Origin of the sequence: Streptomyces sp. NBC_01171 (assembly GCF_045039805.1) — a bacterium.
Taxonomy (GTDB): domain Bacteria; phylum Actinomycetota; class Actinomycetes; order Streptomycetales; family Streptomycetaceae; genus Streptomyces.
Genome location: NZ_CP108609.1, coordinates 3,844,118 through 3,858,008, shown reverse-complemented (window position 1 = coordinate 3,858,008; position 13,891 = coordinate 3,844,118). Strand labels below are relative to the sequence as shown.

General features: G+C 72.7%; 15 protein-coding genes and 1 tRNA gene. 5 read left to right on the top strand and 11 right to left on the bottom strand.

Annotation, left to right across the window (positions count from 1 at the left end; genetic code table 11):
• Positions 1-69 precede the first annotated feature (69 nt).
• From OG448_RS17955 to OG448_RS17945, 3 genes are read right to left on the bottom strand one after another with little or no spacing between them, the layout of a single operon-like run.
• Entirely contained in the window at positions 70-954 is an 885-nt protein-coding gene (locus OG448_RS17955; RefSeq protein ID WP_405555051.1) for an SDR family oxidoreductase, read from the bottom strand.
• Positions 951-1,838, bottom strand: a complete 888-nt coding sequence (locus OG448_RS17950; RefSeq protein ID WP_405555049.1) for an alpha/beta fold hydrolase — start codon at positions 1,836-1,838, stop codon at positions 951-953. The genes OG448_RS17955 and OG448_RS17950 overlap by 4 nt, the downstream gene beginning before the upstream one ends.
• Positions 1,835-3,355, bottom strand: a complete 1,521-nt coding sequence (locus OG448_RS17945) for a flavin-containing monooxygenase (RefSeq protein ID WP_405555048.1) — start codon at positions 3,353-3,355, stop codon at positions 1,835-1,837. Before OG448_RS17945 ends, OG448_RS17950 begins: the two co-directional genes overlap by 4 nt.
• Before the next feature lie 184 nt (positions 3,356-3,539).
• Between OG448_RS17945 and OG448_RS17940 the strand changes: the two genes are divergently transcribed.
• Positions 3,540-4,160 (top strand): MerR family transcriptional regulator, encoded by a 621-nt coding sequence (locus tag OG448_RS17940; RefSeq protein ID WP_391299544.1) that lies wholly within the window; start codon positions 3,540-3,542, stop codon positions 4,158-4,160.
• Here the strand turns inward: OG448_RS17940 and OG448_RS17935 are convergent.
• Entirely contained in the window at positions 4,157-4,960 is an 804-nt protein-coding gene (locus tag OG448_RS17935) for an exodeoxyribonuclease III (RefSeq protein ID WP_405555046.1), read from the bottom strand. The genes OG448_RS17940 and OG448_RS17935 overlap by 4 nt on opposite strands.
• 68 nt (positions 4,961-5,028) lie before the next feature.
• Between OG448_RS17935 and OG448_RS17930 the strand changes: the two genes are divergently transcribed.
• The 3 genes from OG448_RS17930 to OG448_RS17920 all read left to right on the top strand — a co-directional run bounded on the left by OG448_RS17930 (position 5,029) and on the right by OG448_RS17920 (position 7,456).
• On the top strand, positions 5,029-5,526 hold the full coding sequence (locus OG448_RS17930; protein ID WP_405555044.1) for a GNAT family N-acetyltransferase: 498 nt from the start codon (positions 5,029-5,031) through the stop codon (positions 5,524-5,526).
• A gap of 204 nt (positions 5,527-5,730) precedes the next feature.
• The gene (locus tag OG448_RS17925; protein WP_405555042.1) at positions 5,731-6,765 is read left to right on the top strand and encodes a hypothetical protein; all 1,035 of its coding nucleotides are present in this window, start codon (positions 5,731-5,733) and stop codon (positions 6,763-6,765) included.
• 76 nt (positions 6,766-6,841) lie between these two features.
• Positions 6,842-7,456, top strand: a complete 615-nt coding sequence (locus OG448_RS17920; RefSeq protein WP_405555040.1) for a class F sortase — start codon at positions 6,842-6,844, stop codon at positions 7,454-7,456.
• Between the two features lie 116 nt (positions 7,457-7,572).
• Here OG448_RS17920 and OG448_RS17915 read toward each other — a convergent pair.
• From OG448_RS17915 to galU, 7 genes are all read right to left on the bottom strand, one after another.
• Positions 7,573-7,646 (bottom strand) — tRNA-Ala (locus OG448_RS17915).
• 69 nt (positions 7,647-7,715) lie between these two features.
• The gene (glpR, locus tag OG448_RS17910) at positions 7,716-8,921 is read right to left on the bottom strand and encodes a gephyrin-like molybdotransferase receptor GlpR (RefSeq protein ID WP_405555038.1); all 1,206 of its coding nucleotides are present in this window, start codon (positions 8,919-8,921) and stop codon (positions 7,716-7,718) included.
• Between the two features lie 183 nt (positions 8,922-9,104).
• Positions 9,105-9,737: a GNAT family N-acetyltransferase gene (locus OG448_RS17905; RefSeq protein ID WP_405555036.1), complete on the bottom strand. Its 633-nt coding sequence runs from the start codon at positions 9,735-9,737 to the stop codon at positions 9,105-9,107.
• A gap of 17 nt (positions 9,738-9,754) precedes the next feature.
• Positions 9,755-10,282: a molybdenum cofactor biosynthesis protein B gene (locus OG448_RS17900; protein ID WP_405555033.1), complete on the bottom strand. Its 528-nt coding sequence runs from the start codon at positions 10,280-10,282 to the stop codon at positions 9,755-9,757.
• A complete protein-coding gene (moaC, locus tag OG448_RS17895; RefSeq protein WP_030814523.1) occupies positions 10,279-10,758 on the bottom strand; it encodes a cyclic pyranopterin monophosphate synthase MoaC in 480 nt (159 codons plus the stop codon). The genes OG448_RS17900 and moaC overlap by 4 nt, the downstream gene beginning before the upstream one ends.
• 145 nt (positions 10,759-10,903) lie before the next feature.
• The gene (gene glp / locus OG448_RS17890; RefSeq protein ID WP_405555031.1) at positions 10,904-12,220 is read right to left on the bottom strand and encodes a gephyrin-like molybdotransferase Glp; all 1,317 of its coding nucleotides are present in this window, start codon (positions 12,218-12,220) and stop codon (positions 10,904-10,906) included.
• Positions 12,217-13,128 (bottom strand): UTP--glucose-1-phosphate uridylyltransferase GalU, encoded by a 912-nt coding sequence (galU, locus tag OG448_RS17885; RefSeq protein ID WP_405555029.1) that lies wholly within the window; start codon positions 13,126-13,128, stop codon positions 12,217-12,219. Before galU ends, glp begins: the two co-directional genes overlap by 4 nt.
• 92 nt (positions 13,129-13,220) lie before the next feature.
• On the opposite strand from galU, the gene OG448_RS17880 reads away from it, so the two are divergent.
• Positions 13,221-13,841 (top strand): 5-formyltetrahydrofolate cyclo-ligase, encoded by a 621-nt coding sequence (locus OG448_RS17880; protein WP_405555028.1) that lies wholly within the window; start codon positions 13,221-13,223, stop codon positions 13,839-13,841.
• The last annotated feature ends 50 nt before the right edge of the window (positions 13,842-13,891 follow it).

Below are 13,891 nucleotides of genomic sequence, written 5' to 3'. Positions count from 1 at the left end.
GTGAGAACGGTTGCGGCCCCGGTGGGGCCTCGACCAGATTCACACGGGCGAACACCCTCCGCATGTCGATCAGTTACGCTGCGTAGCGCGGGCCGCCTCGTCGGCCGCGCCGCCCGCGCCCACCAGCCCCGAGCGCATCCCGGTCAGCCGGTCCGCGTACCTGCGCATCTCCCGCTGGCCGACGGTGCCGATGAGGGCCGGGAGGTAGCCCCGGATGCCCTGCATCCCGCGCAGCCACCACTGTCCGTACACGTGGGCCGACCGGCGCTCGATGCCGTCCACCAGCCGGTCGACGGCCGGGCCGAGCGGGTAGGTCTTGTTCGACGGCCAGGGCAGCCGCTGCCTCAACTCCCGCATCACGTCGTCCTGGTCGGCGCCGCGCACCATGTCGGTGTCGGTCCAGGACAGGTAGGCGACGCCCACCCGCACGCCCAGGTAGCCGACTTCGCCGCGCAGGCTGTGCGCGTACGCCTCCACGCCGGACTTGGAAGCGCAGTACGCCGTCATCATCGGCGCCGGGGTGATCGCGGCGAGGGAGGCGATCTGGAGCAGGTAGCCGCGGCTCTCGGTGAGCACCGGCAGGAAGGCGCGGGCGGTGACGGCCGAGCCGATGAGGTTGACCTCGATCACCCGCCGCCAGGCCACCGGGTCGGAGTCGGCGAACGGACCGCCGTTCGCCACACCGGCGTTGGCCACCACGATGTCGACCTTGCCGAACCGCTCCTTCACCTCGGCGGCGACCCGGCCCATCGCCTCGTGGTCGGTGACGTCGGCGTACCAGTACGCGCTCTCGCCGTACAGCCGCTCGGAGACGGCCTTCAGCTCGTCCTCCTCCAGGCCGACCAGGGCCACCTTGGCGCCGCGCGCGGAGAGTTTGCGGGCGAGCAGCTCGCCGACGCCGCGTGCCGCACCGGTGACGACGGCCACCTGTCCTTCGAGACCGACCTTGCTCATGCGCCCTCCTCCAGGGTGACGGGGAGGCTCCCCGTGACGTACGTGGTGACGAGTTCCCGTATCCGGCCGGTCACCGCTTCCGGCGCCTCCATCGGGGTCATGTGCCCGATGCCGAACAGCTCGGTGAAGCCTGCGCAGTTGGGCAGCTCCGCCACGAGCGCGCGGGCGTGCGACGAGGGGGTGAGCCGGTCGGCGGTGCCGTGCAGGACGACGGTGGGCACGGTCAACTGCCGTACACCGTGGTCGAGATCGAGCCGGTCCAGCACCCCGCCCCAGGCGTGCCGGGCGGCACGCGGGCAGGCGTGCACGATCCGGGCGCAGGCGTCGACCAGGTGCGGGGCCGAACCGGCGCCCATGGTCGCGTACTTGAGGATTTTCTTGGCCAGCGGTGTGACCGGGCCGAGCGGCAGGGACGAGCCGAGGATGCGTCCGGTGAGCCAGGTGCGGGTGCGTCCGGCGCGCAGCGGCACCACGCGCGCCTCGGCGGTCAGCCGTCCGCTGCCGGTGCTGCACAGCAGCGCGGCGGCCGCGTGCTCCCGGAAGCGGGGACGGCCGGAGGCGGACATGATCGTCATGCCGCCCATCGAGTGGCCGACGATCAGGGCGCGTTCACCGGGCGCGAGGGTGGCCGCGAGCACCGCTTCGAGGTCGTCCGCGAGCGCGTCGGTGGAGCAGACCGGGCTGTACGGGCTGCGGCCGTGACCGCGCTGGTCGTAGGCGATGACCCGGTGGTCGCGGGCCAGGTCCTCGATCTGCGCCGCCCAGAAGGCGGTGGAGCAGGTCCAGCCGTGGGAGAGGACGACCGGCGGCGCGTCCTCGGGGCCGTGCACCTCCACGTGCAGGCGGGCGCCGTTGGTGGAGGGGACCTCCAGGGTGCGGCTCATGCGGTGGCCTCGCTCCGGACGGGGGTCTGCTTCTCGTTCGCGGCCGCCGGCTTGCGCAGCACCTCGTACTCGGTGAGGTCCACGCGGCGGGTGGCCTGGCGGAACTCGCTGGTGGTGCCGGGCCAGACGGTGGTGTTGCGGCCACTGGCGTCCAGGTACCAGCTCGTGCAGCCGCCGGTGTTCCAGACGGTGCGCTTCATCCGCTCCTGCACGCGGCGGTTCCAGCGGTCGACGGCGGCGGGGCGGGCGTCCAGCGCGGTGCGGCCGCCGAGGGTGTCGAGCTGGCGCATGTAGTCGGCCAGGTAGTTGAGCTGGGACTCGATCATCAGGATCATCGAGGAGTTGCCCAGACCGGTGTTGGGCCCGATCACGCTGAGCCAGTTCGGGAACCCGGCCGCCGAACCGCCGCGCAGCGCCTCCATCCCGCCCTTCCACGCCTCGGCGAGCGTGACGCCCCCGACGCCGACCACGCGCTCGGCGATGGGCATGTCGGTGACGTGGAAGCCGGTGCCGAAGACGATCGCGTCGACCTCGGTCTCGGTGCCGTCGGCGGCGACCACGGTCGAGCCCCGGATCTCGCTGACCCCGCTGGCCACCACGTCCACGTTGGGCTTCGCCAGCGCCGGGTAGTACGCGCTGGACAGCAGGATGCGCTTGCAGCCGATGCGGTAGTCGGGGGTGAGCTTGGCGCGCAGGGCCGGGTCCTTGATGGCGCGGGCCATGTTGCGCTTGGCGAGCTGCTCGACCAGGCCGAGTTCGTCGGGGTGCTTGGTGAACGCCTGCACCTGGAGTTCCCGGATGCCCCAGAGCAGCCCGCGCCGCAGCCGCGCGGTGAAGGGCAGCGCCTGGTGCAGCCTGCGCTCGGCGGTGCCGATGGCCCGGTCCATGCGGGGCATCACCCAGGGCGGGGTGCGCTGGAAGACGGTGAGCTTGCCGACCTCGGGCTGGATCGAGGGGACGATCTGGATCGCGGAGGCACCGGTGCCGACCATGGCGACGCGCTTGCCGCGCAGGTCGAAGTCGTGGTCCCAGCGGGCCGAGTGGAACACCCGGCCGGGGAACGAGTCCAGCCCCGGGATCTCGGGGATCTTCGGGTCGGACAGCGGGCCGGTGGCGGAGACCACCACGTCGGCGGTGAGCGAGCCGCTCGCGGTCTCGATGTGCCAGCGCAGCTCGTCCTCGTCCCAGGTCATCCGCTTGACCTCGGAGTCGAAGCGCAGGTGCGGACGGAGCCCGAAGTCGTCGGCGACGCGCTCCAGGTAGGCGCGGATGTGCTCCTGCCCGGAGAAGGTGCGCGGCCAGTCGGGGTTGGGGGCGAAAGAGAAGGAGTACAGGTGCGACGGCACGTCGCAGGCGCAGCCGGGATAGCTGTTGTCCCGCCAGGTCCCGCCGACGCTGCCGGCCCGCTCCAGGACGACGAAGTCGGTGATCCCCTCCCGGCGCAGCCGCACGGCGGCCCCCAGCCCGCCGAACCCGGACCCGATCACCGCCACCCGTACATGCTCGTGCTCGGCCATCCCGACGCCTCCACGCATCCTCGGACTCTGCCAGTGAACACTGGCGCAATGGGACTGTAGAGCAGCTCCGTACTGAGCGGTAGGGGGCGCGGAAAGGAAAGTTACCGGCGGTACGCCATAGGCTGCGGACGTGGCAGAAGACGGCGGACACAGCGGCGGGCAGGCCGGCGGGCGCGAGTACCGCATGGAGGAACTGGCGCGCATCGCCGGGATCACCGTGCGCACCCTGCGGTTCTACCGCGAGCGCAGACTGATCCCGCCGCCTCGCCGCGAGGGCCGTATCGCCTGGTACGACGACCATCACCTGGCCCGGCTGCGCACCATCGCGGCGCTGCTGGAGCGCGGGCACACCCTGAACGGCATAGCCGAGCTGGCCGAGGCGCTGGACAACGGCCGGGACGTGGCCGACCTGCTGGGCGTGACCCCGCCCACCGAGGAGGAACCGGTCCGGCTCACCCCGGAGGAGCTGGCGGCCCGCTTCGAGGGCGAGGTGACCCCGGAGAACCTGGCGGCCGCGATGACCCTCGGCTACGTCGGCACCGACGGCGACGAGATCGTGCACATCAGCCGACGCCTGCTGGACGTCTCATCGGCGCTGGTCCGCGAGGGCATCCCGCTGGCCGAGGTACTGACGGCCGCGGCCCGGGTCCGCGAACACGCGGACGCCCTCGCCGCGCTCTTCGCCGACGTGATCCGGCGCCACGCCCCCGAGGACTCCCTGCAGCGCCTGCGCCCGCTGGCCCGCAGCGTGGTGGAGGCGGAGCTGTCACTGGCGATGGACCGGCGGCTGAGCAAGCAGGACTAGCGCTCGTACACCACGGTGACGGGCGCGTGGTCGGACCAGCGCTCGGCGTGGGTGGCGGCGCGCTCGACGTAGCCCTTGACCGCCTTCGCGGCGAGGCCGGGGGTGGCCATGTGGTAGTCGATGCGCCAGCCGGAGTCGTTGTCGAAGGCGCGGCCCCGGTAGGACCACCAGCTGTAGGGGCCCTCGGCCTCGGGGTGCAGGGCGCGGACGACGTCCACGTAACCGCCGTCCTCGGGGCCGAGCACCCGGCTCAGCCACTCCCGCTCCTCGGGCAGGAACCCGGAGTTCTTGGTGTTGCCGCGCCAGTTCTTCAGGTCGGCCTGCTGGTGGGCGATGTTCCAGTCGCCGCAGACCAGCACCTCGCGGCCGTCGGCGGCGGCCCCCTCGCGCAGTTCCTTCAGGTGGGCGGAGAACTCGCCCATGAAGCGGACCTTCTCGTCCTGCCGCTCGGTGCCGACCTCGCCCGAGGGCAGGTACAGCGAGGCGACGGTCACACCGGGGAGGTCGGCCTCGACATAGCGGCCCGAGCCGTCGAACTCCGCCGAGCCGAAGCCGACCCGGACGCGGTCGGGCTCACGGCGCGTGTAGAGGGAGACGCCCGCGCGGCCCTTGGCGGCGGCGGGCGCGTGCACGACGTGCCAGCCGTCGGGCTGCCGTACGTGCTCGGGGAGCTGCTGCGGCTCGGCGCGCACCTCCTGCAGGCAGACCACGTCCGCGGAGGTCTGGTCCAGCCACTCCACGAAGCCCTTCTTGGCGGCGGCCCGCAGTCCGTTCACATTCACCGAGGTCACAGTCAGCACCAGGGCACGATACCGGCACACTGGTGGAGACCGACGCCCATTCGCCGCATAGAAGTACGATGCCCAGCATGATTATACGCCGCGTTCGCTTCGACCACCCCGACGCCGTGAAGCTCAACGACGAGGTCCAGGCCGAGTACCACGTGCGCTACGGCGACGGCGGCGACGCCACCTCGCTCGACCCGGCCGACTTCGACCCGCCCAGAGGCGCCTACCTGATCGCCTACGACGCGCAGGACCGCCCGGTCGCCACCGGCGGCTGGCGCAGCCAGGACCTGAACGAGGAGGGCAACCAGGACGGCGACGCGGAACTCAAGCGCATGTTCGTCATCGAGCAGATGCGCGGCCACGGCCTGGCCCGCCGCATCCTGGCCGAACTGGAGGCGGACGCCCGCGCGGCCGGCCGCACCCGCATGGTCCTGGAAACCGGCACCGAACAGCCCGAGGCCATCGCCCTCTACACCTCCAGCGGCTACACCCCGTGCACCAAGTTCGGCTACTACCGCCACCACGAGAACAGCCTTTGCTACGCGAAGCCGCTCGGGGCGCCGGACGGCACCGAGTAACGCGACCCCGTGGCCTGTTGCCACAGCACAGGCCACTGTTTCCCCTGTGACGCGCCTGTGACGTGACGGCGATCACTCCGCCGAAAGTCGGAACATACGATCAGCTCAGTAGCTGCCGCGCCTTTCGGCCCCACCTGACAGTGCAAGCGGATGCGACTCCCCCTCCCCATCCATCGGGTTCTTTTTCATCCTCAGGAGTCCTTCATGTCTTCGCTCGGTTTCCGACGCAACTCCGCTCTCCGCACGGGCTTCGTCGCCGCCTCGCTCGCCGCCACCGTCCTGCTGCCCGCCGGTGCCGCGTTCGCCGCCGACGGCGCGACGGCGACCCCGCAGGCCGCCACCCCGGCCGCGAGCGGCACGCCGAGCACGCAGGTCGGCACGCCGACCGCGACCGCCAAGCCCAGCGCGCCCGCCACCACCGCGCCCACCTCGTCCGAGGGCCCCAACGGGCAGCAGGGCCCGGTCCTGGTGCACACCGTCGCGCTCAAGGGCGATCTGACGGCCAAGGTCTACAAGCACACGGACCAGGGCGACGACTACTCGGCCACCATCACCTTCAAGGGCAGGACCCTCGGTGAGCTGCGTGCCGGGGGCGGCTTCGGCGCCCAGCAGATGAAGGTCTTCAACGGCATCAAGGTGACCCTGCGCGCGGACGGCACCATGACCTCCGCCGACGAGTACGTGGGCAACGGCGGCCAGGGCCCCGTCACCCCGGTCCGCTGCGTCGTCACCGTGACGCGGAGCATCGGCGCGGGCACCGAGGCGCTGGTGACCATCAGCCCGTCGGGTCCGTCGGTGCAGTTCCAGGACGCGGGCGACACCAAGCTGCTGCCGTACACCCTGAACCGCCTGCACCCGAAGCTTCCCGCGAGCGCGGGGTTCCTGGCCGAGATCCTGGACCCGAACAGCACCCACCCCCGCCTGCGCACCAACATGGAGGGCGGCGGCCACCCGGCGACCGTCCAGGACTTCCCGAAGCTCCCGAGCGGCTGCAGCTTCGCCTACCCGACCACCTCCACGGGTTCGACGGGCTCCACCGGCACCGGCAACACCGGCGCCACCTCGACCAACCAGACGACCGTCGTGCCCAAGGGCAGCGTCGCGGCCGGCTACGAGAGCACCGGGACCGGCAACGCCCCCGTGCTGATGGCGGTCGGCGGGGCCGCCGCTGCCGGGGCCGCGGGCATCGGCTTCGTCGTCCTGCGCCGTCGCGGCACCTCCGTCGCCGGCCGGATCTGAAACGCCGTCACCAGGGTTGCGGGCCCGCCGTACTGAGCGGTGGCCCGCACCCGTCGTTCCGTCTGGAGTCAGCCCCATGCAACGCCGCGTCATGACCGCCACGCTCACCCTCGCGCTCGGTCTCGCCCTGGCCGCCTGCGGCACGCAGGACAGCACCGAGCACGCGGCCCCGCCGCCGCCCAGCCCCGTCTCCACCCCGGCCGCCGCACCCGCCAAGTCGGTAGCTCCGATGGCCCGTTCGCTCCCGGTCCGCATCACGATCCCCTCGGCGGGCGTCGACACCGGCCCAATCCTGAAGCTTGGCCTCGCCCCCGACGGCACGGTGGAGGTTCCCTCCGTCGCCCAGGCCGACCGGATCGGCTGGTACTCCAAGGGCGTCACCCCCGGCGAGACCGGCCCCGCCGTCCTGATCGGCCACTACGACACCGTGAAGGGCCCGGCCGTGCTGCGGAACGTCGGGAGGATCAAGCAGGGCGCCCGGATCACCGTCGCCCGCACCGACGGCTCCTCCGCCGTCTTCTCCGTCCGCACGGTCGAGCAGGTCGACAAGGACGCCTTCCCCACCGACAAGGTCTACGGCGACACGACCCGCCCCGAACTCCGCCTGATCACCTGCGGCGGAGCCATCGAGAACGGCCACCGCCCGGACAACATCATCGTCTACGGCGACCTGGTGTCCGCGAAGGGCTGAGAGACCGCGCGGCCGGAATCTCAGGCCGCCTCCGGAAACGACGAAACCCCGACCGATCAGAAGATCGGACGGGGTTTCGTCAACTCTCCCCGAGCGGACTCGGGGAGAGCGTTACGTGGACCTGAGGGGATTTGAACCCCTGGCCCCCTCGATGCGAACGAGGTGCGCTACCGGACTGCGCCACAGGCCCTTGCAACGAGTGAAACTCTAGCATCCCGATCGGCGTGCCCGGAAATCCGCTCCTGGACTGGTCAGAGGGTCACTCGTTGGCGGCGCGCGGCCGGTCGCCGTCCTCGTACTGGTCGAACAGCGGGGTGCGGCCCCGCTCGCGGGAGCGGCGGGCGGAGGCGCTGCGCCGGGCGTCGCCCCGCGCGTCCTCCGGGCGCTCCTCGGCCGGCGCCGGATCGGCCGCCGGGACCTCGGGGCGCTGGTCCGGGGTGACGGCGCTGGAGCGGGCCGAGCTCCAGGTGCCGGGGGCGCCCAGGTCCACGTCGGCGCTGGCGCGCGGGGCGACCGGCGCGGTCACGTACGTGGGCAGCGGCACCGGCACCGGGTCCCAGCTCTCGCCGTGGCCGGGGCGGCGCTGCCGCTCGCGCTGCTGGTCGACCCACTCGGCGTGGTCGGTCTGCTCGACCAGGGCGCGCCGGTCGGCGGCGAGGGCGGCGGACAGAGCGGGGTCGGTGTGCGGCCCCGTTCCCTCCTCCGGCTCGTCGGCGACGACGGCCGCCTCGGCGGCCGCGCGGCGGCGCGGCTGACGGGCACGCTCACGCAGCCGGGCGGCCGCGTCCTCGGCGCTCCTGCGGTCCATCTGGAAGGCGAACCGGCGCCGTTCCTGCCGGCGCAGATAGCCGATGTACGCGCTGAGCAGCACGGCCGGCACGGCGGGCACCCAGAGGAGGGCCAGGCCGCCCACGGCGGCGGCGATCGCGCCGACGGTGAAGGCGAGGAAGAGCAGCACGGTGGTGCGCCGTCTGCGGGCGAGCACCTTCGTGCGCTGGGCGCGCGCCGCGGCGGCCTGCGCCGAGGGCGCGCGCCGGGCGGGGACGTGTTCGGGTTCGGGCGCCTGGGCGGTGCGGGACGGATGCGCCTGCGCGGAGGGCGACTTGGGGGCCGGTACGGCCGCCTGTTCGCGCGGGGCTTCCGCCCGCACCTGCCGCTCGGGCTCGGTGTCCGCCCGGACCTGACGGCGCGTCGGAGGCACGGCGAAGTCCCGGACGTCCACCGAGTCGGTGGCGACGTCCGGGTCACCGGCGTCCGGCTCCCCCTCCTGGGAGGAGCGCGCCCGCAGGTCCTTGGCGTACCGGCGCTCCATTCCCGCCCTTCCGGACAGCAGCCGGATGGCGGTACTGAAGCGTTCCGTCGGACGGGCCTCGTTCAGCTCGTCCTGCCTACGGAGCCACATCGGCACCAAGTAGGCGGCCCAGGCCCCGACGATGACTGCGTAGATGAGGCCGCTGCTGCTCACGACTCACACGGTAGAGGGGTTTGCTCAAGGCCATCCGCCAATTGAGCCGGTGTGTCGCACGATCTGGCTGATATTTCCAGCTTTTTTTGCGACCGATGCGATCAGCGGACCGTCGAAGGGGGGAATTGAATGCCCGGAGAGGGACCCGAGACGGTCACCCTGGGCATTAATTCGAACAGATATTCAATTTCCGGTGCTGTTCGCATTCCCCGGCTGTCCGGGCCGCCCCGCGCGCGTGCGCCGCCAGCGGTCGACCAGGCCGTCGGGAACCTCCTCGGCGGTGAGCGCGTAGACCATGTGGTCCCGCCAGGCGCCGTCGATGTGCAGATAGCGCGGCCGCAGCCCCTCCTCGCGGAAGCCGAGCTTCTCCACCACGCGCCGGCTGGGCCGGTTCTCCGGGCGGATGCAGACCTCCAGCCGGTGCAGCCCCACCGCGCGGAAGCAGTGGTCGGACACGAGCGCGACGGCGGTCGGCATCACCCCGCGCCCGGCGACCGACTGGTCCACCCAGTAGCCGATGTGCCCGGAGCACATGGAGCCCCAGGTGATCCCGGCGACCGTGAGCTGGCCGACCAGGCGCCCCTGGTACTCGATGACGAACGGCAGCATCCGGCCCGCCCCCGCCTCGGAGCGCAGGTGCCGGATCATCTGCCGGTAGGTGGGCCGGTGGGCGATCGGCCCGCTCGGGGTGGGCGGCGGGATGGTCGCCTCCCAGGGGCGCAGCCAGTCCCGGTTGCGCCGGTTGACCTCGCGCCAGGCGCGCTGGTCGCGCACCCTTATCGGCCGCAGGACGACATCGCCGTCCACCAGCACCACGGGCCAGGATCTGCCGGTCAGCTCGCACCCCCGGCGCCCGCGTGGCCCGCTGCGTCGGGCCGGGGGTGGTCGCCGCCGCGGATCTGGTCGACGGCGTGCGTCAGCAGCGGCTCCAGCACGGCGAGCCCGTCGCGGACCCCGCCGCTCGAACCCGGCAGGTTCACGATCAGCGTGCCGCCCGCGACCCCGGCCAGGCCCCGCGAGAGCGCGGCGGTGGGCACCTTCTCGCGCCCGTACGCGCGGATCGCCTCGGCGATGCCCGGTACCTCGTAGTCGAGGACCGCGCGAGTGGCCTCCGGGGTGCGGTCGGTGGGCGAGATGCCGGTGCCGCCGGTGGTGACGACCGCGTCGTACCCGGCCGCCACGGCCGCGCGCAGGGCGGCCTCGACCGGGTCGCCGTCCGGGACCACCTGGGGGCCGTCCACGGTGAAGCCGAGGCGGATGAGGCCCTCGGCGACGGCCGGGCCTCCCTTGTCGGCGTAGACACCGGCGGAGGCGCGGTTGGAGGCGGTGACGACCAGCGCGCGGTACGAGGTCCCGGTCACGCCCGGCTCCAGTGGCCCGACTTCCCGCCCGTCTTCTCCTCCACCCGCACGTCGGTGATGACGGCGCCCTTGTCGACCGCCTTCACCATGTCGACCACGGTGAGCGCGGCGACGGAGACCGCGGTGAGGGCCTCCATCTCCACGCCGGTGCGGTCGGTGGTCTTCACGGTGGCCAGGATCTCCACGCCCTCGTCCGTGACGGCGAGGTCCAGCGTCACACCGGACACCGACAACGGGTGGCACAGCGGGATCAGGTCCGGGGTGCGCTTGGCGCCCATGATGCCCGCGATCCGGGCGGTGGCCAGGGCGTCGCCCTTGGGCACGCCCTCGCCGCGCAGCAGCTCGACCACGCGCGGGGACACGAGCACCCGGCCACTGGCACGGGCGGTGCGCGCGGTCACTTCCTTCCCGGATACGTCGACCATGCGGGCCGCGCCCGCCTCGTCGATGTGCGTCAGTCGGTCGTGCGTACTCATGGTGTGCGGTGCTTCCCGTTCGCGGCCCGCCGGCGCGGGCGATGCGCGGGCCTCCTGTGCGCGCCACGGTACCGCCAAGTCGGCTCGGGCACCGGGCCGGGACCCCGCGGGAGCCCTTCCGGGGACCCGCGCGGGGGCGGTGCGGTCAGCCGAGCAGGACGACCTCGACCTCGGTGCCGGGCTCGGCCTCCGTCATGTCCTCGGGAAGCACGATCAGCGCGTTGGCGTGGGCCAGCGCGGCGATCAGATGCGAGCCGCTGCCACCGACGGGGGTGACCTCGCCGTCCTCGTGGTTGCCGCGCAGGAACTGGCGGCGGCCCTCGGGCGAGCGCAGCGGTTCGTCCACCGTGAGGGTGGCCCGTGTGCGCGGCCGGTGGACGTCCGGGAGGCCCATCAGGGCACGGATGGCGGGGCGGACGAACAGCTCGAAGGAGACGTACGACGACACCGGGTTGCCGGGCAGGGCCAGCAGCGGGGTGTGGTCGGGGCCCACCGCGCCGAAGCCCTGGGGCTTGCCGGGCTGCATGGCGAGCTTGCGGAAGTCGACCCCGCCGCCCTCCTCCTCGCCGACCTCGGTGAGCGCCTCCTTGACCACGTCGTAGGCGCCGACGCTGACCCCGCCGGTGGTGACCAGCAGGTCGGCGCGGACCAACTGGTCCTCGATGGTGGAGCGCAGCACGTCCGCGTCGTCCGCGACCGCGCCGACCCGGTAGGCGATGGCGCCCGCGTCACGGGCGGCGGCGGTGAGGGCGAAGCTGTTGGAGTCGAAGATCTGGCCGTGCGCCAACGGCTCGCCCGGCTGGACGAGTTCACTGCCGGTGGACATCACGACGACGCGCGGGCGCGGGCGCACCCGGACCGTGCCCCGGCCGATCGCGGCGAGCAGCGCGATCTGGGACGGGCCGAGGACCGTGCCCGCGGCGAGCGCCCGGTCACCGGCGCGCACGTCGCTGCCGCTGGGCCGGACATGGGCGCCCGTCCCGGCGGGCCGGAAGATCCGCACCTGGCCCTCGGCGCCCTCGGGCGCCTGGGCGCGGGCGCGCATCCCGCTCGCCGGGCCCCCGCCGAGCCCGGCGTCCGTCCACTCGACGGGGACGACGGCCTCGGCGCCGGGCGGCAGCGGGGCGCCGGTCATGATGCGCGCCGCCTGGCCGGGGCCGACCTGGACCGGCGCGGCGTCGCCGGCCGCGACGTCACCGACCACGTCCAGGACCGCCGGGTACTCCTCGGTGGCACCGGTCACGTCCGCGACCCGTACCGCGTAACCGTCCATGGAGCTGTTGTCGAAGGGCGGCAGGGACACCGGCACCATGACGTCGTCGACCAGCGCACAGCCCTGCGCGTCGGGGAGCTGGAGCTCGATGGGGTCGAGCGGGCGGACGGTGCTGAGAATGTCCTCCAGGTGCTCGTCCACCGACCACACGTGGTCCGGTCCGACGGGACGGTTCGCGGCGGTGCTCAACGTTCCTGCATCTCCTCGGCGACGAAACTGCGCAGCCAGGTCCTGAAGTCCGGGCCCAGGTCCTCACGTTCGCACGCGAGACGGACAATGGCACGCAGGTAGTCGGCTCGGTCGCCGGTGTCATAGCGGCGGCCCTTGAAGACGACGCCGTGCACCGGACCCCCGACCTTCTCGTCCTCCGAGAGCTGCTGGAGGGCGTCGGTGAGCTGGATCTCGCCGCCCCGGCCGGGCTCGGTCTTGCGCAGTATGTCGAAGATGTGCGGGTCGAGGACGTAGCGGCCGATGATCGCGTAGTTCGACGGGGCGTCCGCCGGGTCCGGCTTCTCGACCAGGCCGGTCACCTTGACGACGTCGCCGTCCTCGGTGCTCTCCACGGCCGCGCAGCCGTAGAGGTGGATCTGCTCGGGGGCGACCTCCATGAGGGCGATCACGCTGCCGCCGTGCTGCTCCTGCACCTCGATCATGCGCTGGAGCAGGGGGTCGCGGGGGTCGATCAGGTCGTCGCCGAGGAGGACCGCGAAGGGTTCGTTGCCGACGTGCGGTGCGGCGCACAGCACGGCGTGGCCGAGACCGCGGGGGTCGCCCTGACGGACGTAGTGCATGGTGGCCAGGTCGCTGGACTCCTGGACCTTGGCGAGGCGGTCGGCGTCGCCCTTCTTGCCGAGCGCGGACTCCAGCTCGTAGTTGCGGTCGAAGTGGTCCTCCAGCGGACGCTTGTTGCGTCCGGTGACCATGAGGACGTCCTCGAGGCCCGCCGCCACCGCCTCCTCGACCACGTACTGGATGGCCGGCTTGTCCACGACCGGCAACATCTCCTTGGGCGTCGCCTTGGTCGCGGGCAGGAAGCGGGTACCCAGCCCGGCTGCCGGAATGACAGCCTTGCTGATCCTCGGGTGCAACTCAGTCATGCGCGCCACTCTAACCGGTGTCCTTAGGGGGAAATCCCCTGCTCCGCTTAGGTGAGCGTGATAATCGCGGACCGAAATGGAGGCGGCCACAGGTGGAATCCGACGAAGGTGCGAACGACCCCGGGAAGAGGGGTCTACGGCGTGAACTCCTGGAGAATAGAAGGGGGTTGAGCGAGGAAGACCTTCTCGTCCACGAGCGCGCCCTCGCCGCGCACGCCCTCGCCCTGCCCGAACTCGCCTCCGCCCGCACGGTCGCCGCCTATGTCTCGGTCGGCACCGAACCCGGCACGGCCGCCCTCCTGGAGGCACTGCGCGAACGCGGCACCCGGGTCCTGCTCCCGGTGCTGCTCCCCGACGACGACCTGGACTGGGGCCCGTACACCGGACCCGGCTCGCTGGCGGTGGTCCGGTACGGCGGGCGGATGGAGCTGGCCGAGCCCACCGGGCCGCGCCTCGGTCCCGACGCGGTGACGGGGGCGGACGTGGTGCTGCTGCCGGGCCTCGCGGTGGACGGACGCGGTATGCGGCTGGGGCGGGGCGGGGGGTCGTACGACCGGGTGCTCGCGCGTCTTGCGCGCGCGGGCGCGCGTCCGGCGCTCGTGGTGCTGCTGTACGACACGGAGGTGGTGGCGCGGGTGCCCGCCGAGGCGCACGACCGCCCGGTGCACGCCGTGGTGACCCCGACCGGCGTACGCCGTTTCGCACACCCCTGAGCGCCCCTGAGACGTAGGAATGCCCTCCACGCGCGCGTGGAGGGCATTCC